This is a genomic window from Roseobacter fucihabitans, assembly GCF_014337925.2.
Taxonomy (GTDB): domain Bacteria; phylum Pseudomonadota; class Alphaproteobacteria; order Rhodobacterales; family Rhodobacteraceae; genus Roseobacter; species Roseobacter fucihabitans.
The window spans coordinates 1,488,998-1,502,405 of sequence record NZ_CP143423.1; the positions used below are offsets into that span (position 1 = coordinate 1,488,998).

Here is a 13,408-nt window from a genome sequence, read left to right on the forward strand (position 1 = left end):
GATTTGCGGGTATGTTGCTGCTGGGAACTCTTGTCGTGCAGCAGGGCGCATTTTTGGTGTCAGTGCGGCAACGGCGGTGCGTTATGCTGCGGACAAACGAGAGCGGCGCGACGTCACGCCCAGACCACAGGGCGGGCCGGTGGGCCGGATTTGGCCAGCTGGCACCGTATAAGGATTTCTTAATCGGGATTATCCGTGCCGAACCAGACATAACATTGCATGCACTATCGGGCGCGTTGGAAGACACGTCTGGCGTATCCGTTCACCTCTCATAAATTCACCGCGCCTTGGTACGCGCCGGGTTCTCATATGGAAAAAGGACTTATCGCACAGGAACGTAATCGGCCTGCCCTGCGCAAGTCAAGGCGGGGGTGGATCAACCACCGCCAGCCGCGCATGCGCCAGGAGCCAGGAGCCAGGAGCCACACTTTATTGCTTCTCGGGACATTGCTGCGCAATACCCTGCCAGTCAGCGGATGAGATGGCTTTCTCAAAGCCCATCTGAGACGGATCGGGCCAAAAACGTTTGATACACTCTTCCAGGCCCTCGGCGACATTTGTGATCCGTTTGATCCAAGCAAATGCTGAAACCTCCTCAAAGCTGCCGGATATGCCTCAGATCAAATGCAAAATGCTTTAATCAAGTATGTAGGCCCAATTATTCACTAAAATTGAATGTATTGGCTAATTTTTAACGCTGTTGATGCAATGGTTGCCCACGGATTTGAGTGAGGCGATAATGCACGGGCTTATAAATCGAGCGATCCAGAGTTTTGTTATTGATAGCTACGGCGCGGACCGGTGGAAAGCGGCGGCACGGCGTGCGGATATTGGCCTTACCTCTTTCGAAGCAATGTGGGTGTATGATGATGCGTTGACGTTCAAGATACTGAATGCTGTCTGTAATGTGTTGGATCGTCGCTATGATGAGTTGATGGAGGATATTGGCAGTTACCTCGTGTCACATCCCAATCTCAAATCACTCCGCCGACTCCTGCGATTTGGAGGCGTTGATTTCGTAGAATTCCTTCATTCACTGGATGATTTACCTGACCGGGCCCGCCTGGCGGTGCCCGAACTGGAACTCCCACGCCTTGAACTGCATGAACACTCGGTGTCGCGATACAGCCTTCGCTGTGAGGGTGTGATTGAAGGGTGTGGTCATCTGTTTGCCGGCGTCTTGAGGGCGATGGCGGATGACTATGGTGCCTTGGTGTTTCTGGAGCATAAGGGAGCCAAGGACGGTGCTGAAACGATTTCGATCTCCTTGCTTGAGGCTGATTTCGCCGAAGATAGTGGTTTTGAGCTTGCGGCAGGTCTGTGATGAGTGATGTTACCCCAAGCCAAAGGATGCTGAGTATCATATGTCCGATGCACGTCATTTTGGATGCGACGGGTCGCATTTGCAGCGCCGGCCCGACAGCAGAAAAGCTCCTTCTCGGAAAACCACTGACGGGTATGCAGTTTTTCGATGTATTCGAAGTAAAACGCCCCTGTGTGGCGGAGTCTCTGGAGAAATTGCGCGCAGCTGCAGGGGCCAAACTTCGGATGCAATTGCGTTTGGAGCCCTACCGCGAATTGAAGGGTGTTTTGGCGCAAGGCCCCGAAAAGGGACAATTGCTCATAAATCTGTCTTTTGGCATTTCAGTGATTGATGCGGTGCAATATTACCGACTTTCTGCGGCGGATTTTGCACCGACTGACCTGACGATTGAGATGCTCTATCTGGTGGAAGCCAAATCGCTTGCCATGGATGCCTCACGCCAGCTCAATCACCGCCTTCAAGGGGCGCGTGACGCCGCCGAAAAGCAGGCTCTGACTGACACATTGACAGGCTTGAAAAATCGCCGCGCCATGGATCAGGTGGTGTCGGAACTGATCGAGAACAGAGAGAGCTTTGCGTTGATGCATGTAGATCTCGATTTTTTCAAGGCGGTCAACGATACGATGGGTCATGCGGCCGGGGACCATGTGCTGCAGGTGGTCGCATCAATCATGCTGAATGAAACGCGAAAGCGCGATTGTGTCGCTCGCATCGGGGGGGATGAATTCGTCATTGTGTTGCGTGACCTGAAGAATCCCAACACAATTGACCAGATCGCAATGCGTATCATCAACAAATTGAGTGAGCCAATCCTTTATGCAGGCGAGCTTTGTAATGTTTCGGCCAGCGCGGGGACTGCGTTGTCCAGCCTTTACGATTTCCCCGACGCGGATCAAATGCTCGGAGATGCCGATGCGGCCCTTTACGAATCAAAACGCCAAGGTCGCGCACGCCACACATTTCATTCTGGAACGCTAACCCCAGAACGTACCGACCCGGAAGTGGTTGCTGATCCTGCACAATCAAAGTTGCGCGTATAATGCACGCGGCCTCGGAAGCGGGCACGGGTCGCCATTGCCAGCATAAAACGCTCTCGCTTTTCCGGCCCGTCGCAAACCAATCTGCCGCTTCGGGGATGCGCCTGTGCCAGACAGCCCTGCGTAATGGGCAATGGGCAACAATGCCTATACCCCAGAGAATGAAAAACGCCTAAACAGGTGATAGGAAAAAGGATTTTTTCTTTTTCTGGCATGCTTCACCAAGACGCCCCAAACCTTGGATGCCAAGCGCGCTGTTGTGGGGAAATTGGGTCTTATTTGAGGTCGGGTTGCGTGACAGAACAGTTCTCCATGGTGTCGGTCAGGCTTGAGGCCATAAGCAAAGATCTGAATACGGCGGCCACATTCTTTTTCGCCTCGCCAACTTCTGCCCTGGGGAGCCCGAAGCAAGGGGACAATAAAACAGCGCATCATGATCAGATCACGCAGCGCCAAGCGCACCAACTCGGCGATTACGTGTTTGACCTGCACAAACCTCTTTTCATTGATGACATTTACGCCCATCCTTTGATCGTCCGGAACGATATTCTTTTTGGACATCGCATCAGAGCTTTCGCAGGGACGCCTATGATTGATAGTTTGGGTAGAAAATCGGGCGTTCTTTGCACTGTAGATACGAAAAAACGCCTTTGGAGTGCGCAAGATGGGGCGGTTTTGCAGGCTTTCAGTCGGTCGCTGCAATCCAATGTCGATTCTTATGAGCGCGCATGATCAACGGCCAAGCGGATTTTACTGGATGGTCGGCACATTTTAATCATGTAAAAGTGGTAGATGCTTCGAAGCTAAGGTTCAGGAGAGTTTTTCTGATTACCGAACAAGGGCCTGATCAAAAATCGAGGGCGCGGATTGTAGCAGAAAACCTGCAGACAGGGCATGAAAGACGATGAAATTCTCGTTAGGCATGATCCTGGCGCTTTGTCTTGCAGGACTGCAATTTGTTGCGGTCACGATTGTTGTGTTTTCTTCCTTTTTGACGTCCGAACGGGTTCTTCTGGATCACGCGCGTGACCTGCTGAGTGATGTCGGCAATAATACCATCGCGCATTCGATCGGGTTTTTGAAACCTGCAAAAGGGGCCGCCGAGCTTGCCACGCGGCTTGCGGAAAACAGGGTCATATCCAGTGATGATCGCATGCAGCTGGAAAAGCTGTTGTTTCAGCAACTGCAAATTTCGCCACAGTTTTCGGGCCTTTTTTATGGCGATGAACAGGGTGACTTTGTTTACGTGATGCGCAGCAGTGGCCCGGGACCGTTCCGTACCAAAGTGATCTCTCACATTGACGGTCTGCGTACCGTTGACCTGATTTGGCGCGGCGATGACCATGAGGTGATTGAGACACGTGTTGATCCTACTGATCTTTATGATCCCAGAAACCGCTTATGGTACATTGACGCGCGCGCAAAAAAACAGAGCATCTGGACCGATCCGTATATTTTTTTCACCTCTCAACAGCCCGGGATCACCGCGGCATCCCCTGTGTTTAACGCATCAGGTGATATTCGTGGGATTGTGGGCGTGGACATCGGGATCCATGCGATTTCCGAGTTCCTGTCGCGTTTGCAAATTGGTGAAAGCGGAAAGGCCCTGATTTTAAATCAAAATGGTGATGTGATTGCGCATCCAGATAAGACTTTGATCCGCAAAGAAAACCCAGACGGGACCTTCAGATTTGTCAATATTGGGGAGATCGAAGATCCGGTTGCGCGCGCGGCCTTTGGTCATTTAGGCGCTCGGGAGCAGGTTTCGGTGGAGGAAGAAGTGTCCTCAAGGTTCAATTACGAAGGTGCCACCTATGTGTCGATGGTAATGCCTATCATCAGTCAAGAACTGCCGTGGACAATCGCCGTTTACGCGCCGGAGAGTGATTTTACCGGAGAGATCAAAAACAATCGAACGCAAAATGTCTGGATCGCGGCGTTTATTGCACTGATGACGGGTGTTTTCGGGCTGGTGCTTGCCAACTATATTCACAAACCGGTCAGGGCCTTTGCGGTGCGCGCGTCGCTTGTATCACAAGGCGAAGTTTCCGCGTCGGACCCTCTGCCAAAAACCTATCGCGAGCTTGAGCGTGCCAATGAAACATTGGTGGAAGCGATTGCGGAGCGCAAAATTTCAGAGGCCGAATTTGGTCGCACATTTGACCTGGCATCGCGTGGCATGGCACAAATTCAAGCGGGAACGGGGAAATTCATCCGGGTGAATTCGAAATTTGCCGCGATGCTGGGATATTCGGAAACCGAGATATTGCAATTGAGCGCACATGATATTTCACATCCGGACGACCCGGTATCTGCCTTTTTCTTTGAGGAGGGGGAGCATGAGAAATCGGGCTACCTGCATGAAAAGCGGCTTTTGTGTAAAGATGGCGATATTATCTGGGTCAGCGAGAATGTCATCGTCATTCGTGATGATGGCGGAAAATCCCTGCATGCGGTGGTGACGGTTGATGATATTACCGAACGCAAAGCCGCAGAGCGCGAAATTCAGCAATTGCATTGGGATTTATCACATTCGGCGCGCGTAAACGTCATGGGGCAGATGGCGACCAGTCTTGCCCATGAATTAAACCAACCCCTGCTGGCCATTACGCAGAATATGGACGCAGCACTTTATGCGTTGGAAAACAAGGCGGTAAAGCCAGAGGATTTGAGGGCGGTTCTGCGCGAAACCGACCGCCATGCGCATCGCGCGGGTGATATTATCAAGGCGCTCAGGGGTTTCGTCAAAAAGGACGGTGTGGAGAAAGCCGATTTTGATTTTGAGGAGTTGTTAGAGCAAACGCTGCATTTGATGCGCTCGGAGGCGCGTGACAAGGGGATCAAGATCAGTATCCAGGCGCACGGGCTGGACCCGGTTTATGGATCACGGGTGCAGATCGCCCAGGTTCTGATGAACCTGTTGCGCAATGCCATTGAGGCGGTGGCCGAAAGTCAGGCGTTAAAACGCGAGGTGGTCTTGAAAGCCGAGAATACCGAGACCGGCGTGCAGATTTCTGTAACAGATACGGGCCCAGGGTTTGATGAGGGCGCAAACCTTTTTGAACAGTTTGAAACCACCAAGGACGACGGCATGGGACTTGGGCTGTCGATCTGCCGGACCATCGTTGAAGCGCATGGTGGCAAGTTGTGGTATGAGCCAGATGCGCAGGGCATGGCACGGTTTTTGTTTTCATTGCCGGCACTTGCTCCGAAACCCAATACGATGAGGCGGGAAGATGTCAGAGCTTGATCAAGTGGTTTTCATTGTGGATGATGACGAAGATATTCGTACGTCCTTGTCGCGCGCGTTGGAAATGCGCGGCTATAGCACGCGGGTTTTTGCCTCTGCACAGGCCTTTCTGGATGCCTATGACGCGGATTTGATGGGTTGTCTGATCCTGGATTATGGTATGCCACAGATCTCCGGCCTGGAATTGCAGAGTGCATTGGTTGCACGCGGCGCGACGCTCCCGATCATCTTTATAACGGGCCATGGTGGGGTACCGGAATCGGTCCAGGCAATGAAACTTGGTGCGATCGATTTTCTGGAAAAACCCTTTCGACAAGAGACGTTGATTAAACAGATTGACGCGGCATTTATATCGGATGCACGGAGCCGCCAAGGCCATGCACGCGCGCGCAATGCCCGTCGGATGTTTGAAAGCCTGACCGAGCGGGAACGCGAAATCGCGCAACTTCTGGTATCCAATCCTTCCAGTTCATCCAGCAAGGATGTGGCGCGCCATCTCGAGATCAGCCCACGCACCGTTGATCACCACAGATCCCGTGTTCTGGAGAAAATGCAGGTAAGTTCCGTCGCAGAGTTGGTCGATTTATCCATTTCGACGGGATTGTTTGATAAGGGCTGATACCACCTCGGCATAGGTGGTTTTACCTAGGCAACACTGCTCATTTACCCTTCATCAAGAATAGTTCACTGTCTCCATACGGTGAGGGTGTTTTGTGTTCTGCGTTTTTTGGCGCGTTTCTTGTACCGAGTTGTGGGACGCAGAGTTTTCAGTCGTCTCAGGGTGGTTTCGCATCCCATTTTTGTAACGACACTTTTGTGAGTATCAGTAGGAAGCACGTTGCGGTTTTTGACAATTGTCAGGCTGCGACGTGTCTTCCATTTTTGCGTTTTGGTCTTTGCATGGCAGTGCAGAGATCTTTGTGCAGGAGAGGGTCTGCGAAAGTGCGATTTTAAGAAGCGCGCCCGCTTGGGCAGAGCAATGCCCGGCGTCTTTCAGCGGTTTGCAGTCGCACAGCTCCCCCCAAATGCCTCCAGTTAACCAATTATAAACCATGTTTAATGTAGGTTAATGCCACATATAGCAGCGGAGGGCATGGCGATGGGAGTTTTCGAACGGCTCGGGCGGCTTTCAGATCAGTTGACAGGACGCCTTTTGAGAAAGCACAGTGCGCCCGGCGGCACTGACCTGGTCAAAGATCGCCAGGGCTTTGTGCGTAAGGCGCAGCTGACCGCTGTAATGGCAACATCTCTGCCCATGATGATGGCTAATATCTGCAACGCGCTGGCTTTGGTCGCGCTGCAATACTCCGTTGACCGCCTGGATGTTGTCACGCTTGTTTGGGCAGGCCTCGTGACTGTTTTTGCGAGCTTCGGGATCGCCAGTGCCAGAAAATTTCACACCACCCCTCCAAGGCATGTTGCAAGCGTCCGGGCTCCGGGAAAAATTGTCTTCTCTTCCTTGTTGCTGGCGCTGATATGGTGTTTTCCACTGCTGTTTTTGGTGCCGGGCGGCAACCTTCTGCAAGTGGCCTTTATTAGTGCGCTGACGGCCGGGATGATCGCGGGAGGGGCTCTGGCGCTTTATCCGGTGCCTTTGGCCGGGTCCATCTACGTTACGGTTTTGTCTGTCATGGCCTTTGTGACAATTGTGGTGACGGGCGCTTTGCCACTTTTACCCTTCGGTCTGGTGATCGGGTCTTTTGCCCTGATCGTGACGTTTTCCACCCGGCGTCACACAGTTTTGTTTCTTTCGGAAATGATAGGCCGTCTGGAAGCGGAACGCCAACGTGATATGGTGAATTTGCTGTTGGATACCTATCAGGGCAAGGGCGGGCAGTACCTGTGGCGCAGCGATCAGAATCTGACCCTCACCGAAACCCCCAACTCGCTTTTCCAGATGCTCGGATTGCCGCCCGGACGGGACACCAGTGGGAATTTAATCACTTTGCTGCGCGCGGCAAAGGCCGTTGGTCACAACGCGCAAAGCGTTGCCGCTTTTGCAGCCATGACGGTGTTGCGCTATCCAACGGGCACCGATTTCGAGATGGTTTTACGGCTTGCGAATAAGCGGTTTCTGAAGCTGGCAGGACGCAGCGAAATCAGTGATGAAACCGCCCACCTTTCCTATCACGGGTATTTAAAGGACGTGACCAGTGAGATGCAGGCCATTGAAAAAGTCTATCATCTGGCGACCTGTGATACGATGACGGGCTTGTTGAATTATCGTGAATTCAGCCTCCGGGTGCAGGCGGAATTGGAGGCCCTGCGCGATCAGGAGGGCGACATTCTCTTTGTGTTTCTGGATGCAGATAACCTCAAACGGATCAATGACAGTTTTGGACATGCCGTGGGAGATCGTCTGATCGAAACCATCGGGCAGAGGTTTGGAGAGCTGTTGCCGCAAGGCAGTCTGGTGGCCCGCAAGGGGGGAGACGAGTTTGTAGCGCTCATATTGCCGAACCAGATCGCGGATGTCGCCGTCTGGGCGGATGGGCTTCTGGAGGATATTGGGATCAGCTATTGCTGTGACGGTCTGGAGATCCCGGTGTCCTGTTGCGTGGGGGTGAGCGTTGCCACATGTGCGCAGGCACAGTTGCGTAGGCTGGAACTGGAGGCGGATCGGGCCCTATATTCTGCAAAATCCCGCGGAAAACGACAAGCCCGCATTTACAAAGAGAAATTCGGTCAACAAATTCAGCGCGACCGTGTGTTGGCGCTGGATCTGGAAGCGGCGATGGAAGGTGGTGAATTGACGTTGCTGTTCCAGCCGATTGTGGATGCACGCGACGGTTTGATCCTCGGTGCAGAGGCGCTTTTGCGGTGGGAGCATTCGGTTTATCACGATGTAACGCCCGAAAAGATCGTAAGCATTGCGCAATGCGAAGGGCTGGGGCCAAAATTATTTGAATACGTTCTAGGTCACGCGCTGAGCCATGCGGCGCATTGGTCGGGCACCGGGTTTGTCGCCGTCAACATGCATTCGGCTGATTTGCAAATGATGAATTGCAGCACGCGGATTCTGGAGGCGCTGCAGCAGCAGGGTCTGCCGGCAGATCGCTTGTGGCTGGAGGTGACAGAGGCGGAGCTGCTTTTGGAAAATGGCCCCGTGCAGGACAATATCACGGCGCTGCGTGCCGCGGGCGTGCGCGTGGTGATCGACGAATTTGGCGTTGGAAATACGTCGCTGTCGCATCTGGCGACCTCGCCAAGCGATATTGTCAAAATCGACAAAAACCTGATTGCGCATTGTGACCGTAATGACAGCAGTAGGATCATCATTCAGGCGATGCAGTCGCTTGCGTTTTTGAACGGGTTTCAGATGGTCGCTGTGGGTGTGGAGCGTGCAGCACAAAGGGACATGTTGATCGCTGCAGGCGTCAGAATGGCGCAGGGTTTTGCATTTCATGGGCCGATGCTGCCGTCTGATCTTCTGGCAAAACTGGCGATGCAACAGAGTTTTAGGCTACCCGCGGCGTCTTGATGCCCTCAAAACGGTGACATGATCTTGAGCCCTGAACATCGCCCAGCAAAATGCCGGGGTATTTGACCATCTTGGAACGTGGGTTTGTGGCGCGATTTTGGAACGTAAAAACCAAAGCACCCCATCCTCACAGTGTCGCCCCCTAAAGAACGTTCGCTTGTTTTAGCAGCGCATGATGCCAAAGCTCGCGGATCAATGGATCCTGACGCTAAAAACGCTCGATATGTTCGGCAGAGAGGGCATAGGCGATATCGGCAAGCTGCGTTGTCATGGACGCGGTGCCGAACATGCCGATCACATTCACCGGTTCAAACAGACCGGAGCCTTCATAGGGTTCAGGTGTGGTCACGAACACCAGCTGGTTGGCCGGGGGCGGGGGGACATGAACGCAAGCCCCGACGAATGGCACCAGAATGAAGGCGGTCACGCCGGTGCCGGAATACTCGATGGGCACGACAAAACCGGGCAGACGTACGATTTTGCCGTTCCATTCCGTGCGCACGCCTTGGGACGGGGGCTGCTCGCTCGACAGGCTGGGCCCATCGTGCTGGATCAGGTCCATGATCACAGGCGGGATCGCGGGTTGCCCCGGCGGCACCAGATCACCCCATTCCAAATCGATGTAATCCTTTGCCAGGGCGGTTTTTGGCACCAGAGTGCCGGCGGCCAGAGCGGCCAACATTTCCCGACGTCTGAAGCGTGGCCCTACCATTCAAAAGCCTCGATCTTATCGGCAAACATCGCGTAACCGATGTCGGCGATAGTTGTGGATTGCAATTCATGTGTCATCCGGCCCGTCACCCAAACCGGGTCCCACAGGTCGGTGCCGGGCCAGGGGTCCTTGCTGTCCACAAAGACCAATTGGTTCGCTGGCGGGGGCGGCACATGGATACAAGCGCCGACATAAGGAACCATGATGAAGCTGGTCACGCCCTGCGCGGAGAGATCGATCGGCAACATATATCCGGGCATTTTGATATAGGCCCCATCCAGCGCCGCATTCAGCTTGGTGGCGTTTTCGTCGAAAACCGGCAGCCAGGTATCGTTGATCTCGTCAATTTCGCCATCTCCGATGATCTCTGAATAGGGCACGCCGGGGGGAATGAGGTCATCCCAGCTCAGAACGCGCGGTGTCATCGCATAAGCCAGCCGTGGCACGCCCGCGAAGGCTGCGGCAACGGCAACAAGGTGGCGGCGGGAGAGTTTCATTGTCGCTAACCCTTTGATCAGATCCGCACCATCATACCATCCGCAAGCGATATGCGATAGGCTCTGAGTGCCGGGACCAAGCTCACAATTGCGCCAGCCGCAACGACGCCGAGGAGCACCCAGGCCTCGCGAAATGTGGGGGCCTGAGGCGGTAGCCAGAGGCCGAAGGCAGCATCGATCAAGGGCTGTGCGATGGCGAGGCTCGCATAGAGCAACCCCAGCCCGATCACCGCACCGATGGCCGCCATGAGCGCGGCTTCCAGCACCAGAAGGCTGAGAATGACGCGAGGTCTCGCCCCCATGGCGCGCAGGATCGCCATCTCCCGGCGTCGCTCGTTCAGGCTGGAGAAAATCGTGGCCATCATCCCGATCAGCGCGGTCACAACGACCATGCCCGAAACGGCAATGAGCGCGGTTTCAGCGATGCCAACGATCTGCCACAGCTCCTGCAAGGCGACACCGGGCAAGATCGCCAGCAGTGGCTCGGCAGGGTATTCATTGATCGCGCGTTGCAGGCCAAAGACCTGAAGCCTGCTGTTGACACCGATCAGGGCTGCGGTCACGGCCTGGGGCTCAAGTGTCATCTGGCGGATTTTATCGGCAGGTGTATTTTGGCCCGGAACCTGTGCGCCGCTTTGCCAATCAACATGGATGGCCTCAATGGCCCGCAGGCTGACCATCACCGTGCGATCCACGGGGGTGCCGGTCTTTTCGAGAATTCCGGAAATACGGAACGGTTGGTCGTCGTGGTGGATGAAGGAGGCGAGCCCATGCGCCACCACAATCGGATCGCCCACGTCGTAGTTCAGCGTGCTGGCAACATCCGCCCCGATCACCGTATCGAACAGATCGTCAAATATCGCGCCTTTTTTCAGCATAAGCCCTTGGTTGGCGCGATATTTATAACGCTCAAAAAACGCATCGCTCGTGCCCATGACACGAAACTGGCGGTGGCTGTCGCCCAGAGAAATCGGAACGATCCAGTCGACCTCCGGGCGCGCAGCGATGTCACGGTAACTCTCCCAGGTCATGTTATTGGTCGCATTGCCGATCCGAAATACCGAATAGAGCAGCAGTTGGACCGACCCCGAACGCGCCCCGACGATCAGGTCGGTGCCGGAGATCGTATCTGCAAAACTCGCCTTTGCCCCTGTGCGGACCTTCTCGACGCCCAGAAAAAGCGCCACGGAAAGGGCAATCGCCAAAATCGTCATTGCCACGGTCAGGGCGCGGGCCTTCAAGGAGGCACAGGCAAGGCGCAGCATCATCGCGCGGTTTCCGGGCTGTTTGTGATCTGCGACATCTCTACCACGCGGTCAAAATTCGGTGCCAGCCGGGCGTCATGGCTGACCATCAGCAGCGTGCTGTGATGCGCGCTGGCTTGCTCGAAAAGCAGTTGTAAAAACGTCTGTTGCGTCGCTGCATCCAGCGCGGAAGTCGGTTCATCCGCGATGATCAGCGCAGGCGCGCCGATCAATGCGCGCGCCGCGGCGACGCGTTGTTGTTGTCCAACGCTGAGCGTGCCGGCGGGGGCCAGTATCACATCGTGGGGCAGGCCGAGGTCAAGGCACAGGGCGCGCGCCGTTTTCTCAGCCGCAGGCAGGCGGGCGCGACGGCGCGGTGCAAAGCGCAGAGGCAGCAGAATATTGTCCAAAACGCTGGCATAGGGCAGGAGATTAAATTGTTGAAAAATCAAGCCGATTTGTTCGGCACGAAAGCTGTCACGCTTGCCCGCTGAAAGGGTCTTCACATCCGTTCCCGTCACCCTGACATTGCCCGATTGCGCCGTGATCGTGCCGCAGATCAATGACAGAAGAGTGGATTTTCCCGACCCGCTTTCGCCCAGCAAAAGGACCGTCTCGCCGCCCATCATGTTGAAGTCCGGAATATTCAGGTGAAAGGAATTCCGACCTGGCCACCGATAGGTGACGTCGCGCAGCTCCAGAACGGGTGGCTGCGCGCTGATCTCGTTGCGTGGGTTCAAAATAGACCGCGCAAATCGAGCATCGGGGCCTCTCGCAAGACCTCGCTTGCCGCCGCCCCCTTCGACGAAATCACCTGAACCTCAAGCTTTTCGGCATTTTCGAAAGCTTCGAAATAGGAGAATTCAATCACCGTCATTGCGCTCACATTTGTGCACTCCAAAAGGTATTCCGCGTGGAATTCAGTGTGGGAGGCATGATGCGCATCTGATTTCTGATCCTCATCATGATCATGCGCGGCATGTTCGTGGCTCTCTTCATGTTCGTCGTGCGCGTGCGTTTCGCCGTGATCCTCATGCGCCTCGCCACCGTGCAATGCGACATCGACCCCCACAACATTACATCCAGCTGCAGCAGGTGGTGCAAAGAAATCCAAGGGCCGGGAAAGTGCGGCCACGGCGGCCTCCAGTTTTGCGCGATCCTGCGACGTCTGTGCGGCATATTCAAAGCCGACAATATCGGCACCGGGAGCGCGAAGTTCCATGGCAATCTGACGGCCCTCAAAGGCTATGTCAAAGTGCCCGACGCCATGCTCATGCGCCTCCAACTGTCGAATTTCTTCGGCGAGAAGGACACCGGGTGCTAATGCAGGCAGGAAAAGCAAGGAGATGAATTTCATTGTTGTAGTCCTTTTACGCGTGATTGGGCATTTCGAGTCGCATCGCTTTGTTGTTTCCCTACCTATCTTCACGAAAACTGATCATGCCGATGCCAAAGCGCGTCGAATCGGACCAATCGTCGTTTTATTGCCGATCCTTTTATCTAGAGGCCAAACACAGTTTTAGAACAGCCCTAGGATCGTGTGGGCGCCAGGTCAGGTGGCCACAATTTGCTCGGAGGCGGTGAGTTCTCGTTAGATCAGAAGCCTTTTTGGGTAAGGTCATAGCGTTATGATATAACATATCTAATTTGCGTTGTATAGGAACGAAAAATGGTGTGATGAAACGCCACAGATACCCGAATACCTCGCTCAGACGGGTAACACGTAAGACCCGCCGCATAGGATTTCCGCTGAGCGTGCAACTTGTAGCTTTGATGTCCGACCACGTGAAATTCCATAGAAAAAATGCTCCATGACAAGGTTTAAGACGGAGATAGGCAAAATAAAGCTAGCCCGGCCAACTG

11 protein-coding genes are annotated in these 13,408 nt (G+C 54.3%); 6 read left to right on the forward strand and 5 right to left on the reverse strand.

What is annotated here, in order from left to right; genetic code table 11:
• Positions 1–739: 739 nt before the first annotated feature.
• The 6 genes from ROLI_RS07410 to ROLI_RS07435 all read left to right on the forward strand — a co-directional run bounded on the left by ROLI_RS07410 (position 740) and on the right by ROLI_RS07435 (position 9,092).
• Positions 740–1,324, forward strand: coding sequence for a heme NO-binding domain-containing protein (locus ROLI_RS07410; RefSeq protein WP_187429833.1), 585 nt, complete (start codon positions 740–742; stop codon positions 1,322–1,324).
• Positions 1,325–1,647: 323 nt separating this feature from the next.
• Entirely contained in the window at positions 1,648–2,364 is a 717-nt protein-coding gene (locus ROLI_RS07415) for a GGDEF domain-containing protein (protein WP_316247437.1), read from the forward strand.
• Positions 2,365–2,655: 291 nt separating this feature from the next.
• Complete coding sequence (locus ROLI_RS07420) at positions 2,656–3,093, forward strand: GAF domain-containing protein (protein WP_187429832.1); 438 nt, start codon at positions 2,656–2,658, stop codon at positions 3,091–3,093.
• 172 nt (positions 3,094–3,265) lie between these two features.
• Positions 3,266–5,611: a cache domain-containing protein gene (locus tag ROLI_RS07425; protein ID WP_187429831.1), complete on the forward strand. Its 2,346-nt coding sequence runs from the start codon at positions 3,266–3,268 to the stop codon at positions 5,609–5,611.
• Complete coding sequence (locus ROLI_RS07430; RefSeq protein WP_187429830.1) at positions 5,598–6,230, forward strand: response regulator transcription factor; 633 nt, start codon at positions 5,598–5,600, stop codon at positions 6,228–6,230. Before ROLI_RS07425 ends, ROLI_RS07430 begins: the two co-directional genes overlap by 14 nt.
• Before the next feature lie 450 nt (positions 6,231–6,680).
• Positions 6,681–9,092 carry a bifunctional diguanylate cyclase/phosphodiesterase gene (locus ROLI_RS07435; protein WP_187429829.1) on the forward strand — a complete coding sequence of 804 codons (2,412 nt, stop codon included), beginning with the start codon at positions 6,681–6,683 and terminating at the stop codon, positions 9,090–9,092.
• A gap of 208 nt (positions 9,093–9,300) precedes the next feature.
• Here the strand turns inward: ROLI_RS07435 and ROLI_RS07440 are convergent, their stop codons facing one another.
• The 5 genes from ROLI_RS07440 to ROLI_RS07460 are packed head-to-tail and all read right to left on the reverse strand — an operon-like array spanning position 9,301 to position 12,902.
• On the reverse strand, positions 9,301–9,804 hold the full coding sequence (locus ROLI_RS07440) for a DUF3299 domain-containing protein (protein ID WP_187429828.1): 504 nt from the start codon (positions 9,802–9,804) through the stop codon (positions 9,301–9,303).
• A complete protein-coding gene (locus ROLI_RS07445; protein ID WP_187429827.1) occupies positions 9,798–10,301 on the reverse strand; it encodes a DUF3299 domain-containing protein in 504 nt (167 codons plus the stop codon). The genes ROLI_RS07440 and ROLI_RS07445 overlap by 7 nt, the downstream gene beginning before the upstream one ends.
• A gap of 17 nt (positions 10,302–10,318) precedes the next feature.
• Entirely contained in the window at positions 10,319–11,569 is a 1,251-nt protein-coding gene (locus tag ROLI_RS07450; RefSeq protein WP_187429826.1) for an ABC transporter permease, read from the reverse strand.
• Positions 11,566–12,285, reverse strand: a complete 720-nt coding sequence (locus tag ROLI_RS07455) for an ABC transporter ATP-binding protein (protein WP_262386486.1) — start codon at positions 12,283–12,285, stop codon at positions 11,566–11,568. The genes ROLI_RS07450 and ROLI_RS07455 overlap by 4 nt, the downstream gene beginning before the upstream one ends.
• Positions 12,282–12,902, reverse strand: coding sequence for a DUF2796 domain-containing protein (locus ROLI_RS07460; RefSeq protein WP_187429825.1), 621 nt, complete (start codon positions 12,900–12,902; stop codon positions 12,282–12,284). The genes ROLI_RS07455 and ROLI_RS07460 overlap by 4 nt, the downstream gene beginning before the upstream one ends.
• Positions 12,903–13,408: the final 506 nt, after the last annotated feature.

Excerpts from the sequence above, each read along its gene's own strand:
- ROLI_RS07445 (WP_187429827.1), bottom strand. The coding sequence starts at position 10,301 with ATGAAACTCTCCCGCCGCCACCTTGTTGCCGTTGCCGCAGCCTTCGCG.
- ROLI_RS07450 (WP_187429826.1), bottom strand. The coding sequence starts at position 11,569 with ATGATGCTGCGCCTTGCCTGTGCCTCCTTGAAGGCCCGCGCCCTGACC.
- ROLI_RS07440 (WP_187429828.1), bottom strand. The coding sequence starts at position 9,804 with ATGGTAGGGCCACGCTTCAGACGTCGGGAAATGTTGGCCGCTCTGGCC.
- ROLI_RS07430 (WP_187429830.1), top strand. The coding sequence starts at position 5,598 with ATGTCAGAGCTTGATCAAGTGGTTTTCATTGTGGATGATGACGAAGAT.
- ROLI_RS07425 (WP_187429831.1), top strand. The coding sequence starts at position 3,266 with ATGAAATTCTCGTTAGGCATGATCCTGGCGCTTTGTCTTGCAGGACTG.
- ROLI_RS07435 (WP_187429829.1), top strand. The coding sequence starts at position 6,681 with ATGCCACATATAGCAGCGGAGGGCATGGCGATGGGAGTTTTCGAACGG.
- ROLI_RS07410 (WP_187429833.1), top strand. The coding sequence starts at position 740 with ATGCACGGGCTTATAAATCGAGCGATCCAGAGTTTTGTTATTGATAGC.
- ROLI_RS07460 (WP_187429825.1), bottom strand. The coding sequence starts at position 12,902 with ATGAAATTCATCTCCTTGCTTTTCCTGCCTGCATTAGCACCCGGTGTC.